The 19873-nt window shown below is 45.8% G+C and carries 17 protein-coding genes and 3 tRNA genes; 18 read left to right on the plus strand and 2 right to left on the minus strand.

What is annotated here, in order from left to right; translation table 11 throughout:
* Window positions 1-271 precede the first annotated feature (271 nt).
* The gene (dexB, locus tag AALA56_RS08045; protein ID WP_369909531.1) at window positions 272-1882 is read left to right on the plus strand and encodes a glucan 1,6-alpha-glucosidase DexB; all 1611 of its coding nucleotides are present in this window, start codon (window positions 272-274) and stop codon (window positions 1880-1882) included.
* A 764-nt stretch (window positions 1883-2646) separates the two neighbouring features.
* Here dexB and AALA56_RS08050 read toward each other — a convergent pair.
* Both AALA56_RS08050 and AALA56_RS08055 read right to left on the minus strand, forming a co-directional pair.
* Window positions 2647-2892, minus strand: coding sequence for a hypothetical protein (locus AALA56_RS08050; protein ID WP_369909532.1), 246 nt, complete (start codon window positions 2890-2892; stop codon window positions 2647-2649).
* 80 nt (window positions 2893-2972) lie between these two features.
* The gene (locus tag AALA56_RS08055; protein ID WP_369909533.1) at window positions 2973-3971 is read right to left on the minus strand and encodes a LacI family DNA-binding transcriptional regulator; all 999 of its coding nucleotides are present in this window, start codon (window positions 3969-3971) and stop codon (window positions 2973-2975) included.
* Window positions 3972-4117: 146 nt separating this feature from the next.
* On the opposite strand from AALA56_RS08055, the gene AALA56_RS08060 reads away from it, so the two are divergent.
* The 17 genes from AALA56_RS08060 (at window position 4118) to AALA56_RS08140 (ending at window position 19464) form a co-directional block, all read left to right on the plus strand.
* Window positions 4118-5284 carry a galactokinase gene (locus AALA56_RS08060; protein ID WP_369909535.1) on the plus strand — a complete coding sequence of 389 codons (1167 nt, stop codon included), beginning with the start codon at window positions 4118-4120 and terminating at the stop codon, window positions 5282-5284.
* Window positions 5285-5293: 9 nt separating this feature from the next.
* Complete coding sequence (galT, locus tag AALA56_RS08065; RefSeq protein ID WP_369909536.1) at window positions 5294-6781, plus strand: UDP-glucose--hexose-1-phosphate uridylyltransferase; 1488 nt, start codon at window positions 5294-5296, stop codon at window positions 6779-6781.
* 41 nt (window positions 6782-6822) lie between these two features.
* Window positions 6823-7839 carry a UDP-glucose 4-epimerase GalE gene (galE, locus tag AALA56_RS08070; RefSeq protein WP_369909537.1) on the plus strand — a complete coding sequence of 339 codons (1017 nt, stop codon included), beginning with the start codon at window positions 6823-6825 and terminating at the stop codon, window positions 7837-7839.
* Between the two features lie 322 nt (window positions 7840-8161).
* The gene (gene parE / locus AALA56_RS08075; RefSeq protein WP_369909538.1) at window positions 8162-10111 is read left to right on the plus strand and encodes a DNA topoisomerase IV subunit B; all 1950 of its coding nucleotides are present in this window, start codon (window positions 8162-8164) and stop codon (window positions 10109-10111) included.
* Between the two features lie 12 nt (window positions 10112-10123).
* Entirely contained in the window at window positions 10124-10501 is a 378-nt protein-coding gene (locus AALA56_RS08080; protein ID WP_369909539.1) for a GNAT family N-acetyltransferase, read from the plus strand.
* Entirely contained in the window at window positions 10498-10866 is a 369-nt protein-coding gene (locus AALA56_RS08085; protein WP_369909540.1) for a GNAT family N-acetyltransferase, read from the plus strand. The genes AALA56_RS08080 and AALA56_RS08085 overlap by 4 nt, the downstream gene beginning before the upstream one ends.
* A gap of 16 nt (window positions 10867-10882) precedes the next feature.
* The gene (locus tag AALA56_RS08090; RefSeq protein WP_369909541.1) at window positions 10883-11047 is read left to right on the plus strand and encodes an esterase/lipase family protein; all 165 of its coding nucleotides are present in this window, start codon (window positions 10883-10885) and stop codon (window positions 11045-11047) included.
* Window positions 10990-11613: an alpha/beta fold hydrolase gene (locus AALA56_RS08095; protein ID WP_369909542.1), complete on the plus strand. Its 624-nt coding sequence runs from the start codon at window positions 10990-10992 to the stop codon at window positions 11611-11613. The genes AALA56_RS08090 and AALA56_RS08095 overlap by 58 nt, the downstream gene beginning before the upstream one ends.
* An 18-nt stretch (window positions 11614-11631) precedes the next feature.
* Entirely contained in the window at window positions 11632-14106 is a 2475-nt protein-coding gene (gene parC, locus AALA56_RS08100) for a DNA topoisomerase IV subunit A (RefSeq protein ID WP_369909543.1), read from the plus strand.
* Between the two features lie 66 nt (window positions 14107-14172).
* On the plus strand, window positions 14173-14523 hold the full coding sequence (locus tag AALA56_RS08105) for an HIRAN domain-containing protein (RefSeq protein ID WP_369909544.1): 351 nt from the start codon (window positions 14173-14175) through the stop codon (window positions 14521-14523).
* 9 nt (window positions 14524-14532) lie between these two features.
* Window positions 14533-16251, plus strand: a complete 1719-nt coding sequence (pabB, locus tag AALA56_RS08110) for an aminodeoxychorismate synthase component I (RefSeq protein ID WP_369909545.1) — start codon at window positions 14533-14535, stop codon at window positions 16249-16251.
* Window positions 16252-16310: 59 nt separating this feature from the next.
* Window positions 16311-17393: a branched-chain amino acid aminotransferase gene (locus AALA56_RS08115; protein WP_369909546.1), complete on the plus strand. Its 1083-nt coding sequence runs from the start codon at window positions 16311-16313 to the stop codon at window positions 17391-17393.
* Window positions 17394-17461: 68 nt separating this feature from the next.
* Window positions 17462-17692, plus strand: a complete 231-nt coding sequence (locus AALA56_RS08120) for a DUF2969 domain-containing protein (RefSeq protein WP_164683234.1) — start codon at window positions 17462-17464, stop codon at window positions 17690-17692.
* Between the two features lie 108 nt (window positions 17693-17800).
* Window positions 17801-17881, plus strand: a tRNA-Tyr gene (locus tag AALA56_RS08125).
* A 45-nt stretch (window positions 17882-17926) separates the two neighbouring features.
* Window positions 17927-17998 (plus strand) — tRNA-Gln (locus AALA56_RS08130).
* 123 nt (window positions 17999-18121) lie between these two features.
* Window positions 18122-19321 (plus strand): 30S ribosomal protein S1, encoded by a 1200-nt coding sequence (gene rpsA, locus AALA56_RS08135; RefSeq protein WP_369909547.1) that lies wholly within the window; start codon window positions 18122-18124, stop codon window positions 19319-19321.
* Between the two features lie 71 nt (window positions 19322-19392).
* Window positions 19393-19464, plus strand: a tRNA-Arg gene (locus AALA56_RS08140).
* The last annotated feature ends 409 nt before the right edge of the window (window positions 19465-19873 follow it).

The raw sequence follows: 19873 nt of genomic DNA on the forward strand, positions 1-19873 counted from the left end.
TGTTTGTTTGGTCACTTACAGTATAGTCCTTTTGGGCCTTTTATCGTATTTTGAAATCAACTAGCACCACGGGTATAGTTCCCTTAATTTTTATTTGAAAACGATTGCAAAAATTATTAAAAAGAGTAGAATAGTAATGTAAACGTTTAAGTAGTTGATATAACTAGCTTTTTTAAAGATATAAGATTCTGATCACCTGTCATATCTATCAACAAGATCAGTATAAAAATAGAATTTCAATCACACAAATCCATTTTCCGAAAGGAGCAGTATGCTAGAAAAACACTGGTGGCATCAAGCCACAATTTATCAAATTTACCCTAAGTCCTTTATGGATGCCAATGGTGATGGAATCGGGGATCTAAAGGGGATCACCAGCAAGCTCGACTACCTGCAAAAACTGGGCATCACGGCTATCTGGCTTTCGCCTGTCTATGATAGCCCTATGGATGATAATGGCTATGACATCGCCAATTATGAGGACATCGCAGGTATTTTTGGGACCATGGAGGACATGGAGGAGCTCTTAGCAGAGGCTAAGAAGCGGGATATCCGGATCGTCATGGACCTGGTGGTCAACCATACTTCGGATGAACATGCCTGGTTTGTTGAAGCAAGGGAAAATCCAGACAGTCCAGAACGTGATTTCTATATTTGGCGAGATGAGCCAAATGAACTGGTCTCTATTTTTAGTGGTTCTGCCTGGGAGTATGATGAGGCTTCAGGTCAGTATTATCTGCATTTCTTCAGCAAGAAACAGCCGGATCTCAACTGGGAAAATGCAGCCCTGCGCCAGAAAGTCTATGATATGATGAACTTCTGGATTGACAAGGGGATCGGTGGCTTCCGTATGGATGTGATCGATATGATTGGCAAGGTTCCCGATCAGTTGATTGCCAACAACGGTCCTAAGCTCCATGACTACCTCAAGGAGATGAACCAGGCTAGCTTTGGCCGTCATGACCTCCTGACTGTCGGCGAGACTTGGGGTGCAACGCCTGAGATCGCTAAACAGTACTCTAATCCAGCTAATCAAGAGTTATCCATGGTTTTCCAGTTTGAGCACATCGGCCTTCAGCACCAACCAGATGCTCCTAAATGGGACTATATCGAGGAGCTAGATGTCCCTGCGCTTAAAGAGATTTTCAACAAATGGCAGACCGAGCTAGAGTTGGGCCAAGGGTGGAATTCCCTCTTTTGGAACAACCATGACCTCCCTCGTATCCTATCCATGTGGGGGGACACAGGTAGCTATCGAGAAAAATCTGCCAAGGCCCTGGCCATCCTTCTCCACCTCATGCGGGGAACCCCTTATATCTATCAGGGGGAAGAAATCGGTATGACCAACTATCCTTTTGAGAGCTTGGAAGAGTTAGACGACATCGAGTCTTTCAATTATGCCAAGGAAGCCTTGGAAGCTGGTTTGTCCATGGAGACCATCATGGATCAGATCCGTCATATTGGTCGGGACAATGCCCGTACCCCAATGCAGTGGAATGCAGGACCAGAAGCTGGATTTACCAGCTCCGACCATCCATGGTTACCGATCAATCCTAACTACAAAACCATCAATGTTGAAGCTGCCTTGGCTGATCCGGATTCCATTTTCTACACCTATCAGCACTTGGTTCAGCTCCGCAAGGATCACAGCTGGTTAGTGGATGCGGACTTTGAGTTGCTGGATACAGCGGATCAGGTCTTTGCCTACTTGAGAAAAACATCAGATGCCAGCTACCTCGTGGCGGTCAACCTATCTGATCAAGTACAATACTTTGACCAGGACCTGGGTGCTGCTGAACTGGTTATTGCCAACACTGACATCTCTAGCGTTCAAGAAACTGGTCAACTCCAAGCCTGGGATGCCTTCTGTGTGAAATTATAATCCAATATCCCCTTTTAAAGACCTAGTGACGACCAGTCACTAGGTCTTTTCTATGAACCTTGATGAGGCAAAGCTCATTGGGAAGGGGATCTAAAGTGATGGGACTAGCTGAAGGAGTCATACTTGTTTCACAGGAAATTCTGATTGATCATACTCATCGAAAATCAAAGTGATACCTTGTCAGCTCGTCTTGCCTAACTCCAGTTATATTGACACGACCTTCAGTCGTTTTATCTACAACCTCAAATCCTCTCCCAGAGCATTTGAGCAACTCGCTTTCGCGTCTCATTTTGATTTTCATTGAGTACCAGACCATAAAAGCTCGAGGGACCTTCGACACAGTGTGCTTAGGATGAGCAGATAAAAAAGACAGCTGGCCTTGCGAGCCAGCTGTCTTTCGGAGATTATGAAAATATTTAGGATAGTTATAGTATAGCTTAGATAGAGCCATCTCACATCGGTCTTGAGGCTGATTTTATACTCAAAAAAAATCTCAAGCAAACAAGGAAGCTAGCCGAAGACAGCTCAAAAGTTTTGAGGTGGTAGATAGTACTGACGTAGTCAGTTACCAAAGTACGGCAAGTTTGACGCAAACTACAGTTTGCTTTATTTCCAACCTCAAATAGTCCACTGGACTATTTGAGCTGACAAGGTTTGAAGAGATTTTCGAAGGGTATTATTTGATGATGGGACCATCATCCATAGGTTGTGGACTGGATGTCATCAACTTCTGTGCTTTGCGTCGTTGGACACGATGGGCGACGTCACGAATGAACCGGATCACTCGAGCGATCCGGTTCATTCGTGACAAAAAGTGTGAAATAGAAAAATCGAAGTAGATTGAGGGCATCAAAGAGGAAGAGATGATAGCCAATCGCAATAGCCCCTACCAACCACCATCTAAGTCCCCAAGGGAGTTGACGCTTAACAAGCCATTCTAGGAAGTCTTCGCCTGCATTGGCGCGTGTCGTTAGGTAATCCTCTCGAACGGATTTGATCCATTTGATCATGAGTCTACCTCCTTTTATAGGTTAGATAGCATCAGTATAGCGATTTTATCTATGTTTGTCAATGTGTTTTATAAACGTTTTTAAACACTACTCTCCCTCAAGATCAAGCGGGTTCCCAGAGTGGTGAGGGTAGGAATTTCTCGTGGACTGATGACTTGTTTATTCAGGATATCCATGGCACAGCGTCCCATTTCTTCGGTGTAGACCTTGACACTGGAGAGGCTAGGGTAGACCTGTTGTGCTAGACTTGTGTCGTTAAAGGCGATGAGGCTGACTTGGTCTGGTACGGGAATTCCTGCCTCCTGAAGGGCCCTGAGGGCACCGATGGCTATGCTGTCATTAGCAGCGAAAAAGGCAGGTGATAGATCATCGCCAAGCTGATTGATAGCAGTTCTCATCAGCTCATAGCCTGATTTACTAGTAAAAGGTCCAGTAAAGACCAGGTCGGGCTGATAGTGCCCTTTTTCCATCAGATAACTGGTATAGATACTGAGACGGGGATCCTGCAGCTGGACTTTTCCATCTGCTGTCATTTCCTGACCTGCAAGCATGCCAATCTGTGTGTGGCCCTTTTCAAAGAAATAATCCAAGACAGCATGAACTGAGTTGGTAAAATCAGTCGTCACACAAGGATGACCTTGATTCAAGGTATCACTGTCCACAAAAACTAGGGGCTTTCCCAGTCCTTCCAAGTCCTTGATCTGGTCAGGACTAAACTTGCCAATGCACAGGACGCCGATCACCTCTTCGGCCAGGCGAAAGGGCAGATCATTAAAATAGCGCAACATCTCGTAGTCCAGTTCTTGGGCTCTTTTTTCGATGCCTATCCGAATCTGGTAGTAGTAGAGGTCGTCGAGCTCCTCATCCTCACTCACCCATTGGATGATGGCAATGGCCTGCTTGGGCTTTTGATCATTTCTCGTTTTTTGGTGTTTGGTATACCCCAAGTCATCCGCAATTGTCAGGATCCTATGTCTCGTTTCCTCCGTGACTGATAGGGTTTGGTCCTGGTTCAGGACCCGTGATACCGTGGCTAGTGATACTTGTGCTAGGTCTGCAATGTCTTTTAAACGTGCCATTTGCTCCCCTCCTTTTTTCCAGTATAGCATAGCAGATTGGGTTTTACTAGAATTTTAGTAAAATTTCAGTAAAACTATTGAATTCGTTTTCAAAAACCGATAGACTAAGGGTAACAAAGAATAATAGGATCCAAAGGAGCAAGACAATGAATACAGAAACCATCCGTACACAGTTTAAAGACATTTTCGGAGTAGAAGCCGACCACACTTACTTTTCACCAGGGCGGATTAACCTGATTGGAGAGCACACGGACTACAATGGTGGTCACGTTTTCCCTGCAGCCATTAGTCTGGGAACCTATGGAGCAGCTCGTAAACGGGACGATCAAGTTCTACGCTTTTATTCAGGAAATTTCCCAGAAAAGGGGATCATCGAAGTGCCTTTGGCTAATCTGCATTTCCAAGAGGAGCACAGCTGGACCAACTATCCAAAAGGGGTTCTCCACTTCCTAGAGGAGACTGGGCACACCATTGATCAGGGGATGGATATCTACATCTATGGCACGATCCCAAATGGGTCTGGTCTGTCGTCCTCCTCTTCTTTGGAGCTTCTGATGGGAGTCATGGCAGAGGACTTGTTTGACCTGAAGCTAGATCGCTTGGACCTGGTCAAGATCGGGAAACAAACAGAAAATGACTTTATCGGGGTTAATTCAGGGATCATGGACCAGTTTGCCATCGGGATGGGAGCCGATCAGCGAGCCATCTATTTGGATACCAATACGCTGGACTATGAGCTGGTGCCCCTGGATCTTCAAGATGCGGTAATTGTCATTATGAATACCAATAAACGCCGGGAACTAGCAGATTCTAAGTACAATGAACGCCGTGCGGAGTGTGAGGCAGCTCTTGGAGCTTTGCAATCAGCCTTGAACATCCAAAGTCTGGGAGACTTGGACCTCTGGACTTTTGATCAATATAGCTACCTGATTAAGGATGAAAAGCAACTCAAGCGGGCACGTCATGCAGTCTTGGAAAATCAACGGACCTTGGAGGCTCGTAAAGCTCTTGAAGCTGGGGATTTAGCACGTTTTGGTCGGCTCATGAATGCTTCACATGTGTCTCTGGAGCATGACTATGAAGTGACAGGTTTGGAGCTGGATACCCTGGTCCACACGGCTTGGGAGCAGGAGGGCGTTCTCGGAGCTCGTATGATAGGAGCGGGCTTTGGAGGCTGTGCCATCGCTTTAGTAAAAAAAGAGGCTGTACCAGCCTTTGAGGCAGCAGTCGGGCAGCGTTATAAAGACGTTGTCGGCTATGCACCAAGTTTTTACATGGCTGAAGTAGCCGGTGGCAGTCGAGTTTTGGATTAAGGAGAGCTTATGACACAAGTATTAGTAGACTGTTTCGTGACAGCTGTGATAGACAATAGTGGCTTTGAGGAATTAGACCGCCTCTATCTGACCAATCGGGTCTATGCCCTGGTTGGAGAAGGAGTCGCTCATGTTGAGACTGATGAAACCGAACTGATCGCCCTTAAGGACCAGCTCTTAGAGGCTGGTGTGGCTACTGGAACTGTGGGGGAGCTGATCGAAGAGCAGGAAATCATTGGTGCCCAGCTCATGGACCTGATCACCCCGTCTCCTAGTCAGGTTAATCGTCATTTTTGGGAGACCTATACGGAAAATCCTAGTCAGGCTATTGCAGATTTTTATGACCTTAGCCAACGGAATGACTATGTCAAAACTAAGGCCATTGCCCAAAATATCGCCTATACGGCTCCGACGAAGTACGGTGACTTAGAGATCACTATCAATCTCTCTAAGCCTGAAAAGGATCCTAAGGCCATCGCTGCGGCCAAATCAGCAGTTGCCTCAGACTATCCCAAGTGCCAGCTGTGCATGGAAAATGAAGGATATCTGGGGCGTATCAACCATCCAGCTAGAAGCAATCACCGCGTTATTCGTTTTCAGATGGAGGAGCAGGATTGGGGCTTCCAGTATTCGCCCTATGCTTATTTTAATGAGCACGCCATCTTCTTTTATGGCCAGCATGAACCGATGCAAATTAGTGATCGAACCTTTGAGCGTCTCTTGACTATTGTAGAGACCTTCCCAGGCTACTTTGCAGGATCAAATGCTGATTTACCTATCGTTGGTGGCTCTATCCTCAGTCATGAGCACTACCAAGGAGGACGGCATACCTTCCCGATGGAGGTGGCAGAAGTTGAGGAAGTCTTTCGGTTTGACGGCTTTGACCAGGTTGAGGCTGGTATTGTCAATTGGCCTATGTCTGTTCTAAGAATCAAAAGCGCCGATAAGGATGCTCTTTTAGCTCTGGCTTCAAAGGTCCTTGCGACCTGGCGGACCTACTCAGACCCTGAGGTTGGGATTTTAGCGGAAACAGATGGGACACCCCACCACACCATTACCCCCATTGCTCGTAAATGGGAGAGCCTCTATGAGTTGGATTTGGTCCTTAGGGACAATCAAACCTCGGCAGAATATCCAGATGGGATTTATCACCCTCATGCGGATGTTCAGCACATCAAGAAGGAAAATATCGGACTGATTGAGGTCATGGGACTGGCGATTTTGCCCCCACGATTGAAGGTGGAACTGCAAGCAGTTCAAGACTATCTTTTAGGGCAGGTCGATCACGTCGCTCCTTATCATCAAGACTGGGCAGACCAGCTTAAGGCTCAATACCCTGATGTGACAGCCGAAGAAGTTGAAGGAATCGTTCGCCAGTCAGTGGCGGATATATTTGCTCGAGTTCTTGAAGATGCGGGTGTCTACAAGCGGGATGCGGCGGGTCAAGAAGCCTTTCGTCGCTTTCTTGCTAGAGTTGGCCTCAAACAGACACTTTAAAATATGGTATAATGGTCAAAAAATGAGAAAAAGGTAATCTTATGGCAATTTTAGTGTTAGGTGGAGCAGGTTATATCGGCTCCCACATGGTAGATCGTCTGGTCGAGCAAGGCCAGGAAAAACAAGGCCAGGAAAAAGTCGTCGTCGTTGACAACCTGGTGACAGGTCACCGAGCTGCAGTACATCCAGATGCTGTCTTTTATGAGGGCGATCTAGCAGATCAAGACTTTATGCGTCGTGTCTTTCAGGAAAATCCTGACGTAGATGCTGTCATTCACTTTGCGGCCTATTCATTGGTGGCTGAGTCTATAGAAAAACCGCTCAAGTATTTTGATAACAACACAGCGGGCATGGTCAAGCTCTTGGAAGTTATGAACGAGTGCGGGGTCAAGTACATCGTCTTTTCATCGACTGCTGCGACCTACGGTATTCCTGAGGAAATCCCAATCCTTGAAACTACGCCACAACGTCCCATCAATCCTTACGGTGAAAGCAAGCTCATGATGGAGACCATCATGAAGTGGTCTGACCAGGCTTATGGGATCAAGTATGTGCCACTCCGCTATTTCAACGTAGCAGGTGCCAAACCAGACGGTTCCATCGGTGAAGATCACGGTCCAGAAACCCACCTTCTGCCTATCATCCTGCAAGTGGCTCAAGGTGTTCGTGATAAGATTATGATCTTTGGTGATGATTACAACACACCAGACGGTACCAACGTCCGTGACTACGTTCATCCCTTTGACTTGGCCGATGCCCATCTCCTAGCAGTTCAATATCTCCGTGAGGGCAATGCATCAACTGCCTTTAACCTTGGCTCATCAACAGGCTTCTCTAACCTTGAGATCCTAGAAGCGGCTCGTAAGGTTACTGGCAAGGAAATCCCAGCCGAAAAAGCGGACCGTCGTCCTGGTGACCCAGATACCCTGATCGCCTCATCAGAAAAAGCCCGTACCATTCTGGGCTGGAAACCACAATTTGACAATATCGAAAAAATCATCGAAACTGCCTGGGCCTGGCACTCAAGCCATCCAAAAGGCTACGATGATCGGGGATAACGAAGTAAGAAACGATTTTTCTATCAGAATATACCTTTTCATACTTTACGTACTCTTGTAGTTGTTGTTGAATTTCAGTCTTATCCCAATTATCAAATCTATTTTTAGTTTCGACTAAAATAGCTAGTCGGTCATTCTCAAAACGAATATCTAAGTAGTTGTGTTTTTTCTTTGAATTGCTGTTTCTGTAATCAGAGATAGATTTACCTATAGATTTCAAGCCTTTAGAATAGCTAAATTCTTTTTGAAAAATAGCAATTTATTTTGCAAAAATCGCCAAAAACTTGTAAGATAGAAAAGATGACTTATTCTGGAGGTTCAAATGCCTAAAAATGATATTAACATAACAAATTATGGTGATGACGCTATTCAGGTGCTAGAGGGGCTTGATGCGGTTCGCAAGCGTCCTGGGATGTATATTGGCTCAACGGATAGCACAGGTCTACACCACTTGGTTTGGGAGATTGTCGACAATGCAGTTGACGAAGCCTTATCTGGCTTTGGTCAGCAGATTGATGTGACGCTGAATACGGACGGATCTGTCAGTGTCGCAGACAGTGGTCGTGGAATGCCAACTGGCATGCACGCTATGGGGATTCCCACTGTTGAGGTGATTTTCACCGTGCTTCACGCTGGAGGGAAGTTTGGTCAAGGTGGCTACAAGACATCTGGTGGTCTTCACGGTGTCGGCTCATCTGTTGTCAATGCCCTCTCAACATGGCTTGAAGTCGAAATCAAGCGTGACGGTAATCTCTACAAGCAGCGCTTTGAAATGGGTGGAAAACCTGTCACAACGCTTGAAAAAATCGGTAAAGTACCTAAAAATAAGACAGGGACAAAAGTAACTTTCCTGCCAGACGCCAGCATTTTTTCAACAACGGAGTTTAAGTTTAACACCATTTGTGAGCGCTTGAAAGAGTCTGCTTTTCTCTTAAAGGACGTCACCATGACGCTGACGGATTTGCGAGGCGACGAGCCAGTCAAGGAAACTTTCCACTATGAAAATGGTGTTGAGGACTTTGTCAGCTACCTCAACGAGGACAAGGAAACGCTGACGCCCGTTATCTTTATCGAGGGTAGTGAGCAGGAGTTTCAAGTGCAGGTGGCGCTTCAGTACAACGACGGCTTTTCTAACAGCATCCTCTCCTTTGTCAATAACGTCAGAACCAAGGACGGTGGGACGCATGAGACAGGTCTCAAGTCAGCTCTGACAAAAGCCATGAACGACTACGCCAGAAAAACGGGGCTCTTAAAAGAAAAAGACAAAAATCTAGAGGGCGCTGACTACCGTGAGGGGCTGTCTGCCGTGCTGTCTATCCTCGTGCCTGAGGAGTATTTGCAGTTTGAAGGGCAGACTAAGGACAAGCTAGGTAGTCCCCTTGCTCGTCCCATTGTTGAGGGCATTGTCGCTGAAAAACTGACCTTTTTCCTTTTAGAAAATGGTGAAGTGGCGACCAACCTTATCAAAAAGGCCATTAAAGCCCGTGATGCGCGTGAGGCAGCACGAAAAGCCCGTGACGCTAGCCGCAATGGCAAGAAAAACAAGAAAGACAAGGGCTTGTTGTCTGGGAAATTGACCCCAGCCCAGTCTAAAAATCCAGCTAAAAACGAGCTCTATCTGGTCGAAGGAGACTCTGCGGGTGGTTCCGCCAAGCAAGGACGTGACCGCAAGTTCCAAGCCATTTTACCGCTACGTGGTAAGGTGCTCAACACCGCTAAAGCCAAGATGGCAGACATTCTCAAAAATGAGGAAATCAACACCATGATTTACACCATCGGTGCTGGTGTAGGGAGTGACTTTAAGGTTGAGGACATCAACTACGACAAGATTATCATCATGACCGATGCGGATACGGACGGTGCGCACATCCAGACGCTGCTGTTGACCTTTTTCTATCGCTACATGCGCCCGCTGGTTGAAAAGGGACATGTCTACATCGCTCTGCCGCCGCTCTATAAGATGAGTAAAGGCAAAGGCAAGTCTGAGAAAATCGCTTACGCTTGGACAGATGGCGAGCTTGAGGAATTGCGCAAGAGCTTTGGCAAGGGAGCGAGTCTCCAGCGCTACAAAGGTCTCGGTGAGATGAATGCCGACCAACTCTGGGAGACGACTATGAATCCAGAGAGCCGTACGCTTATTCAGGTGACTATTGATGATCTTGCACGTGCTGAGCGCCGTGTCAATACCCTCATGGGCGATAAAGTCGCCCCACGCCGCAAGTGGATTGAAGATAATGTCAAGTTTACCTTGGAGGAAAATACAGTGTTTTAGGAGGTGTTTGTAGTGGCTGATATTGCACTACGTATTGGTGAGTCTAGTGACCTAGATGGGATTTTCGCACTTTACGAGGCTGAAGGCTGGACAAACTTTAGCAAAGACAAGGTCGCAAAGATGTTAGCCGCTCCCCTGTCTATCTACTTGGTTTTGGTAGATGATGAGGAGATTGTCGGCTTTGCCCGTCATATGACGGACGAGGTTGAGATGACCTTTATCGGGGAGTTTATTGTCTCCAAAAACTACCGTAGGCAGGGTTTAGGCAGGCGCTTGATAGAGGAGATAAGCGCTCGTCATCCCATGACACGGCTGGAGCTAGTCTCAGAAGAAGACGACTTTTACAAGGCTGTTGGCTTTTCCTTTCGCTGGAGGAACAGCCTGATATGAATGCCATTCCTCGTTACTATTTTGAGACAGGTGGCAATTTCTGGATTGTTGTTAACGACGAGGACTTGGTGGTGGGCACTATTGGCTTTCTGGTTAAGGGAAAGACGGGTGTGCTCAAGAAATTTTTCGTTCACCCAGACTATCGTGGACGTGACAAGGGTGTTTCAACGCCACTTTATGACAAGCTAATTGAGACAGCAAAAGAAAAAGAGCTGGACGCTATCGTGCTAGACACGCCAGCCAATTGCCATGCTGCTCATCGTTTCTACGAGAAAAAGGGCTTTGTCCGCATTGAAAAAGATGATTTGCCAGTGCAGTATGACTATCCCGACAGGGCTTCGCTCTTGTTTTTGCTAGAGCTTTAGAGGGAAAAGAGAGAGTATGACGAAAACGATTATGTTTATTCATGGCTTTATGAATAATAACAAGGTCTGGACGGACTGGAGGAGCTTTTTTGAGGAGCGAGGTTACACGGTGCATGCACCGTCATGGCCTTACTTGGACGGAAGAATAGCAGAGCTGCAACAATCCCCAATCCTGCTTTAGCACAGCTGACTTTTTCTGATGTGGTCAGCTATTATCAAGACTACATCGCTATACTCGATGAAAAGCCGATTCTCGTTGGGCATTCCTTGGGTGGTGTTATCGTACAAAAACTAGTAGAGTTGGATTGTGCTGCAAAGGCGGTTTGTGTCAACTCTGGTCCGCCAAAGGGCTTAGCGATTTTAGATTGGAACTTTCTCGTCTCTAACCTTCAGTTGTTAAACCCATTGTTAAAAGCGCCTACAGTTTGGATGTCTGACAAGTGGTACCACGCTTATGTGACCAACGACCTCACCTTTGAGGAGACCAAGGCTTTTAGAGCGCAATACACGCTACCAAGCAGTAAGCAAGTGGCAAAAACTATCGAAGCCATTGATTTTGCAAAACCGCATGCGCCGCTGCTCTTTATCGCAGAAGGAGCTGACAAGTCACAGCCTGCCAAGATCAACCTCAAAAATGCCAAAGCCTACACGGACAAAACCAGCCAAGTAGACTACAAGTGCTTTGAGGAGAGAACCCACAACACCCTCAACCAAACAGGTTGGCAGGACGTGGCAGACTACATCTAGAAAATTAAGAGGAATCTTATGACCAACATTCAACACATGTCCCTAGAGGACATCATGGGAGAGCGCTTTGGGCGTTATTCCAAGTACATTATTCAAGAGCGAGCGTTGCCTGATATTCGTGATGGGCTAAAGCCTGTTCAGCGCCGCATTCTCTACTCCATGAACAAGGACGGCAACACCTTTGACAAGGGCTACCGCAAGTCAGCCAAGTCCGTCGGAAATATCATGGGGAATTTTCACCCGCACGGTGACAGCTCCATCTATGACGCCATGGTGCGCATGTCTCAGGACTGGAAAAACCGTGAGATTTTAGTGGAAATGCACGGGAACAATGGTTCCATGGACGGTGATCCGCCTGCGGCTATGCGTTATACCGAGGCTCGTTTGTCTGAGATTGCAGGCTATCTCTTGCAGGACATTGACAAGGAGACCGTGCCTTTTGCTTGGAACTTTGACGATACGGAAAAAGAACCGACTGTCCTTCCTGCTGCCTTTCCAAACCTTCTGGTCAATGGTGCGACAGGGATTTCTGCTGGTTATGCCACGGACATTCCACCGCACAATCTGGCGGAAGTCATTGATGCTGTGGTTTATCTGATTGACCATCCAAAGGCGAAGCTCGACAAGCTCATGGAGTTTTTGCCGGGACCAGATTTCCCGACAGGTGCTATCATCCAAGGGCGTGACGAGATTAAGAAAGCCTATGAGACAGGAAAAGGGCGTGTCGTGGTACGTTCTCGCACGGCTATTGAAACCTTAAAAGGTGGTAAATCGCAGATTGTCGTGACTGAGATTCCTTATGAGGTCAATAAAGCCACGCTGGTGAAAAAAATCGACGAGATTTGCCTCAATAACAAGGTGCCCGGTATCGCAGAAGTGCGTGATGAGTCTGACCGTACAGGGCTTCGCATTGCCATTGAGCTAAAGAAAGATGCTAACCAAGAAACCATCCTCAACTACCTGCTCAAATACACCGACCTGCAAATCAACTATAATTTCAACATGGTAGCCATTGACCACTACACGCCTCGTCAGGTGGGCTTGATTGCTATGCTGTCCAGCTACATCGCACACCGCAAGGACATCATCATCGCTCGCTCTCGCTTTGACAAGGAAAAGGCAGAAAAGCGCCTGCACATCGTTGAGGGGCTGATCCGTGTCATTTCCATCTTGGATGAGGTAATTGCGACTATCCGAGCCTCTGAAAATAAAGCGGACGCCAAGGAAAACCTCAAAGTCAGCTATGACTTTACTGAGGCGCAGGCAGAAGCCATCGTGACGCTTCAACTCTACCGCCTGACCAATACCGATATTGTCACACTTGAGGAAGAAGAAGCGAGCCTTCGTGAGCGCATTACGCTCCTTCAAGCGATTATAGGTGACGAGCGCACCATGTACAATGTCATGAAAAAAGAACTGCGTGAGGTCAAGAAAAAATTTGCCAGCCCACGTCTGTCTGAACTGCAAGACCAAGCAGAGGTGATTGAGATTGACAGCGCCAGCCTTATCGTGACTGAGGACACCTATGTCAGCGTGACGCGTGGCGGTTATCTCAAGCGTAGTAGCCCACGTTCTTATTCGGCGTCAACGCTGGAGGAGCTGGGCAAGCGTGAGGATGATGAGCTGATTTTCCTTGCGCAGGCAAAAACCACACAGCACTTGCTGCTCTTTACCAACCTTGGCAATGTCATCTATCGTCCGGTGCATGAGCTGGCTGATATTCGCTGGAAAGAAATCGGTGAGCATTTGTCGCAGACTATCACCACTTACGGCGTTGAGGAAGAAATTATCCATGCGGAGCTTGTTGATGACTTTGAGACGTCAGCGCTCTACATGGCAGTCACTGCTTATGGGCAAATCAAGCGCTTTGAGCGCTCAGACACTGCACCGTGGCGTACCTACAAGTCAAAAGCGCTCAAATACGCTAAGCTAAAGGACGACAAAGACCGTGTGGTGCTATTGACTGCTGTGGGCTCCGAGGATGTCATGCTGGTATCGCAAAAAGGCTACGCTCTGCGCTTTAATAGCTCGGAGGTGCCGATTGTCAGCAACAAAGCGGCTGGTGTCAAAGCCATGAACCTCAAAGATGGTGACGTCATCAACAGTGCTTTCCTTGTGACGACAGATAGTTTTTATCTCTTGACCCAGCGTGGTAGTCTCAAGCGTATGGCAGTTGATGTCATTGCTCCAACCAGCAGAGCCAAGCGAGGACTTCTCGTTCTCCGGGAGCTCAAGTCAAAACCGCACCGTGTTTTTAAGGCAGGTATCGTTATGGCTGACGATGCAGCGCTTGATTTATTTACCGCAGAAAATAGCACAAACGCTCTACAAGAACTTGAAATCCTCTCCACCACAGGACAAGTTTACCGTGTCGTGCTGTCAGACTTATCGCTCTCAGAGCGCACAAGTAACGGCAGCTTCATCTCAGAGACCATCTCAGACGAGGAAGTGCTGTCTGCTCGCCTGATCAACGATACTTTTGTGACCAAGTAGTAGGATTCTACTTGGTTTTTCATTTGTCTTTTTGCTATAATGTCAGATAGAAGTAGGAGGATAACCATGACTGATATTGTAAAAGGATTTGAGCCGAGCAGGCATTTTTGTGATTTTCATTTGGCAGGATTTACCTACCATGACGGACTTGACGTGATTAGTGAGTTGACATTAGGGACGCCACTCTCTCTAAAGGCTGAGCCTAATAACATCCACGACCCAGAAGCTGTCGCTGTCTTTTACGGTGACACCAAGATTGGCTATGTGCCACAAGGCAAAAACAAGCGTCTCTTTCAGCTCATCTACTTTGGCTACGGCGATATCTTGGAAGCGCAGATACAAATGGCAAAGCTAGACACCCATCCTGAGCGCCAATTTCGAGTGCTGGTGCGTCTAAAGGATGGACGTAAGAAGTAGGAAGTCAGCATGCATAAACAGACTATTATTGATTTTAAAGCCTTAGGCAAACGTCTTATTTTTACTGAACCAATAGCAGAGCTTGTAGCGAGAAAACTTGATGATGTGAAGCAAGTGCTTGGTCAGGTAGAGACCTATCAAGATAAAGGCTACTATGTCGTAGGCTATGTCAGCTACGAAGCGGCACCGGCTTTTGAAGCGCATTTTGCGGTCAAAAAACAGCGCTTGTCACAAGAACATTTGGCTTATTTTACCGTTCATAAAACGGTCAAAGCTGTGCCTTTTCCAAATAGCTACGAGCCAGTCACTATGCCGCCCCAATGGGACAATGCTGTCACAGAAGCCGCCTACCAAGCAGCTATATCTGCCATTCACGAGCAGATTAGACAAGGCAATACCTATCAAGTCAACTACACGACTTGTTTGAGTGCGGACTTATCAGCTGATTCTCTTGCTGTGTACAATCGTCTCGTGATTGAGCAAGGCGCCTCTTACAATGCTTACATTGCTCACGATGACTTTGCCGTAGTGTCTGTTAGCCCAGAGCTCTTTTTTGAAAAGCGGGGGCAAAAACTTATCACACGTCCCATGAAAGGGACAACTAAGCGAGGATTAACAGTAGCAATTGACCTCGAAAATAAGGAATGGCTCAAGAAAGATACGAAAAACCGTGCGGAAAATCTGATGATTGTTGATTTACTGCGTAACGACATGGGGCGCATTTCAGAGATTGATAGCGTTCACGTCGCCAAACTGTGCCAAGTGGAGCAGTATTCGACCGTCTGGCAGATGACCTCCACCATCGAAAGTCGCCTCCAAAAAGATAGGGGACTGCCTGCTATTTTTGAATCGCTTTTTCCCTGCGGATCTATCACAGGAGCACCCAAGATTGCGACCATGGCGATTATCGAGAAGCTTGAGATACAGGCACGAGGTGTCTATTGTGGCACGATTGGTCTTTGTCTGCCAAATGGCGATGCGCTCTTCAACGTTGCCATCAGGACGCTTCAGATAGCAGGTGGCAAAGCTCACTACGGTGTCGGAGGAGGTATCACATGGGACAGCCAGTGGCAGGACGAGTACATAGAAACCCAGCAAAAAAGCGCTGTGCTCACCCACACAAAGCCTAGCTTTGAGCTTCTGACAACAGCTAAGATTGAAAATGCTCAAGTGACTTTTCTCGACCAACATCTAGAGCGTCTGAGAGAAGCCAGTCGTTACTTTGCTTACCCTTTTGATGAGGAGACTATCTGTGCGCAGCTGTCAACCTTATGTGAGCAGCTAGATGTGCAAAAGACCTATCGCTGCCGCATGCGTCTCGATAAGCTTGGACAGTTCACGATTGACTGTGAGGAATTGCTGCCGCTAGCAGCTAGCATGACAGAAGCTGTGCTTGTCCAGCGAGAGAAACCAGCTGACACACCTTTTTATTACTTTAAAACCACTTATCGCAAGCACATTCCAAGTGCGCCTTGTGAGCAAATTTTTATCTCACCAGATGGCTTTTTACAGGAAACGTCCATTGCTAATATCGTTTTAAAACATGGTGATAGCTACTATACACCGCCTGTTGATGTTGGTATCGTAGATGGCATTTACCGCAGGTTCCTTCTTGATAAAGGGCAGGTTACTGAGAAACAATTGACACTCAGTGACCTGAAAAAAGCTGACGCTATCTATGCCTGCAACAGCGTCAGAGGTCTTTATGAATTACGCTTGAAAAGCTAGGAAACATCTCTCTTTAGAGATGTGACCAAAGAAAATTTTCTGAATTTTTAGAAAAACACTTGAAAAACCGTGAAAAAAGCGTACAATATAATACAAGTAAACAGGAAAGAGGACACGCCATGACAGTAGAACTTGACTGGGAAAATCTAGGTTTTTCTTATCGCAAATTACCATTTCGTTATATTTCTTACTATAAGGACGGCAAATGGGATGATGGACAATTAACAGAAGACGCCACCCTTCATTTGTCTGAGAGCTCACCAGCCCTTCACTATGGACAACAAGCCTTTGAAGGCTTGAAGGCTTATCGTACCAAGGATGGCTCTATTCAGCTTTTCCGTCCAGATAAAAATGCAGAGCGCCTGCAAAGAACAGCCGACCGCCTCCTCATGCCACAAGTGCCAACGGAAAAATTCATCAACGCTGCAAAGCAGGTCGTTCGAGCAAATGAAGAGTTTGTTCCGCCTTACGGCACAGGGGCGACCCTTTATCTACGTCCATTGTTGATTGGTGTGGGCGATATTATCGGTGTTAAGCCCGCTGATGAGTATATCTTTACCATCTTTGCCATGCCTGTTGGCAATTACTTTAAAGGTGGCTTGGCACCGACAAACTTTATCGTTTCTGAACATTACGACCGTGCAGCCCCTTACGGAACGGGTGCCGCTAAGGTTGGTGGTAACTATGCCGCTAGTCTCTTGCCTGGCAAGTACGCTCACGACCATCAGTTCTCAGACGTCATTTACCTAGACCCTGCCACTCACACTAAGATTGAAGAAGTCGGATCAGCCAATTTCTTTGGTATTACAAGGGATAATCAATTTATAACACCACTTAGCCCATCTATCTTGCCATCTGTGACTAAGTATTCACTGCTTTACTTGGCTAAAGAAAGATTTGGTATGGAAGCTATCGAGGGTGATGTGAAGATTGATGAGCTGGATAAGTTTGCTGAAGCAGGTGCCTGCGGTACAGCAGCCGTTATCTCACCTATCGGTGGTATCCAGTACCGAGATGACTTCCACGTCTTTTACAGTGAGACAGAAGTCGGACCAGTTACACGTAAACTTTATGACGAATTGACAGGCATTCAGTTTGGTGATATCGAAGCCCCAGAAGGCTGGATTGTCAAAGTAGACTAAGAAAATGAGCTTGCTCTTGCAAGCTCTCTTCTTTTTGTGTACAATAGAACGAGTGAAAGGAGACAGCTATGGCAAAAAAAGATAAAAAAATTGAAATCCAACTTGTAGATGCTAAGGTTACTGTCAATGCCACATCCGTTGATGGCAGTCAATTAGTGATTGGCAAGCGCATTGTCGGCAACATCGCAGAGCTAGATGGTAAGTTTGCTGTTATTAAAAACGAACAAGTGGCTAGCTTTTACAAAACACTTGACCAAGCCATTGAGAGTATCATCGAAGATTACAACCTCAATCACTAATAAATACATCGAAACAGGCATTTGTGAAAAAATGAGCCTGAAAAGATGAGAAATGGTGAAAAAGGCTTGCACACTAACAAAAACTATGTTAGAATAGTATTTGTTTTTGGAAGGGTAGCGAAGAGGCTAAACGCGGCGGACTGTAAATCCGCTCCTTCGGGTTCGGGGGTTCGAATCCCTCCCCTTCCATTTTTTAGATACTAAACGGATAGTGTTTAAATAAAGAATACATCTTGGGGTATAGCCAAGCGGTAAGGCAAGGGACTTTGACTCCCTCATGCGTTGGTTCGAATCCAGCTACCCCAGTCAAAGGTATCAAACTTAGTTTGACACCGTAAAAGCGATAGTCATTGTCCTTGCGGGTTACCTTGAAAAATATATTGTTATCAAAAGTTAGTTAGGCTAACTTTTGTCGGAGGATTTTTTAGAATGAATGAATTTGAAGATTTGCTAAACAGTGTTAGCGATGTTAACCCTGGTGATGTTGTCACTGCGGAAGTTTTAACAGTTGATAATAATCAAGCAAACGTTGTTATTGAAGGAACAGGTGTTGAAGGTGTCTTGACACTTCGTGAATTGACTAACGATCGTGATGCTGATATCAATGATTTTGTTAAAGCTGGTGACACTGTTGAAGTGCTTGTTCTTCGTCAAGTTGTAGGTAAAGATACAGATACTGTAACTTTCCTTGTCTCTAAAAAACGTTTGGAAGCTCGCAAAGCATGGGATAAACTTGTTGGTCGTGAAGGTGAAGTTGTTACTGTTAAAGGAACACGTGCTGTTAAAGGCGGACTTTCAGTTGAGTTCGAAGGTGTGCGTGGTTTCATCCCGGCTTCAATGATCGATACTCGTTTTGTACGTAACACTGAAAAATTTGTTGGCGAAGAATTTGAAGCTAAAATCAAAGAAATCGACCCATCAGAAAACCGCTTCATCCTGTCACGTCGTGACGTTGTAGAAGAAGCTGCAGAAGCTGCACGTAAAGAAGTTTTCTCTAAACTTGAAGTTGGTTCTATCGTTAAAGGAACTGTTGCTCGTTTGACTAGCTTTGGTGCTTTCGTTGACCTTGGTGGTGTTGACGGACTTGTTCACGTGACTGAGTTGTCTCACGAACGTAACGTGTCACCAAAATCAGTTGTTTCTGTTGGTGAAGAAATCGAAGTTAAAGTACTTGCTATCGATGAAGAAGCAGGTCGTGTATCATTATCATTGAAAGCAACTACACCTGGACCTTGGGATGGTGTTGAACAAAAACTTGCTGCTGGTGATGTTATCGAAGGTAAAGTAAAACGTTTGACTGACTTTGGTGCTTTCGTTGAAGTATTGCCAGGTATCGATGGACTTGTTCACATATCACAAATTTCACACAAACGTGTTGAAAATCCAAAAGATGTTCTTTCAGTAGGTCAAGACGTTACTGTTAAAGTTCTTGATGTGAATGCTGCTGATGAACGTGTATCACTTTCTATCAAAGCACTTGAAGAACGTCCAGCACAATCTGAAGACAACAACGAAAAACGTCAATCACGCCCTCGTCGCCCACGCCGTCAAGAAAAACGTGATTACGAACTTCCAGAAACTCAAAGTGGTTTCTCAATGGCTGACTTGTTTGGCGATATTGAATTATAATAACAAAAAAGATTTATCAAGATGATAAATCTTTTTATTTTGGTCGAAATGTGGTATAATGATATCTGTTGCCACCTTTAGTGTAATGGATATCACGTAAGATTCCGGTTCTTGAGATGGGGGTTCGATTCCCTCAAGGTGGATAATATGATGCTCTAAACTCTTGATATACCAAGGGTTTTTAATTGTCTTGTCCATATTTTGTCCATTTTTTAAAGTGATTTAAAAAGATTTCGGACTTGTTCGTTGTTCTTTTCCTCCATGGACTTGAATAAGTGTGAGTAGACTTCAAGGGTTATATTGACATCTTTGTGTCCTAGGATTTGGCTAACAGATAGTATAGGGATATTGTTTGCAGTCAGATATATTGACTCTATTAGCTCTTTTTTATTATTATTTAGGGAACTATATACAAGATTACACTAGCCACAATATATAGTATTTGCGTGAATATCAAAAAAAGGCGACTTCCAAACTGAACAGCTCCCTGTCAAGTAGACAGTGAAATAATAAAATGATTAAGCAACCTGATTCCTGAATTCAAAAGGAGTC

Origin of the sequence: Streptococcus hyointestinalis (assembly GCF_041225505.1) — a bacterium.
Taxonomy (GTDB): Bacteria; Bacillota; Bacilli; order Lactobacillales; family Streptococcaceae; genus Streptococcus; species Streptococcus hyointestinalis_B.

What these genes read in the sequence shown, in the direction of transcription:
- dexB (WP_369909531.1), top strand. Translation starts at nt 272, where the DNA reads ATGCTAGAAAAACACTGGTGGCATCAAGCCACAATTTATCAAATTTAC.
- AALA56_RS08050 (WP_369909532.1), bottom strand. Translation starts at nt 2,892, where the DNA reads ATGATCAAATGGATCAAATCCGTTCGAGAGGATTACCTAACGACACGC.
- AALA56_RS08055 (WP_369909533.1), bottom strand. Translation starts at nt 3,971, where the DNA reads ATGGCACGTTTAAAAGACATTGCAGACCTAGCACAAGTATCACTAGCC.
- AALA56_RS08060 (WP_369909535.1), top strand. Translation starts at nt 4,118, where the DNA reads ATGAATACAGAAACCATCCGTACACAGTTTAAAGACATTTTCGGAGTA.
- galT (WP_369909536.1), top strand. Translation starts at nt 5,294, where the DNA reads ATGACACAAGTATTAGTAGACTGTTTCGTGACAGCTGTGATAGACAAT.
- galE (WP_369909537.1), top strand. Translation starts at nt 6,823, where the DNA reads ATGGCAATTTTAGTGTTAGGTGGAGCAGGTTATATCGGCTCCCACATG.
- parE (WP_369909538.1), top strand. Translation starts at nt 8,162, where the DNA reads ATGCCTAAAAATGATATTAACATAACAAATTATGGTGATGACGCTATT.
- AALA56_RS08085 (WP_369909540.1), top strand. Translation starts at nt 10,498, where the DNA reads ATGAATGCCATTCCTCGTTACTATTTTGAGACAGGTGGCAATTTCTGG.
- AALA56_RS08090 (WP_369909541.1), top strand. Translation starts at nt 10,883, where the DNA reads ATGACGAAAACGATTATGTTTATTCATGGCTTTATGAATAATAACAAG.
- AALA56_RS08095 (WP_369909542.1), top strand. Translation starts at nt 10,990, where the DNA reads ATGGCCTTACTTGGACGGAAGAATAGCAGAGCTGCAACAATCCCCAAT.
- parC (WP_369909543.1), top strand. Translation starts at nt 11,632, where the DNA reads ATGACCAACATTCAACACATGTCCCTAGAGGACATCATGGGAGAGCGC.
- AALA56_RS08105 (WP_369909544.1), top strand. Translation starts at nt 14,173, where the DNA reads ATGACTGATATTGTAAAAGGATTTGAGCCGAGCAGGCATTTTTGTGAT.
- pabB (WP_369909545.1), top strand. Translation starts at nt 14,533, where the DNA reads ATGCATAAACAGACTATTATTGATTTTAAAGCCTTAGGCAAACGTCTT.
- AALA56_RS08120 (WP_164683234.1), top strand. Translation starts at nt 17,462, where the DNA reads ATGGCAAAAAAAGATAAAAAAATTGAAATCCAACTTGTAGATGCTAAG.
- rpsA (WP_369909547.1), top strand. Translation starts at nt 18,122, where the DNA reads ATGAATGAATTTGAAGATTTGCTAAACAGTGTTAGCGATGTTAACCCT.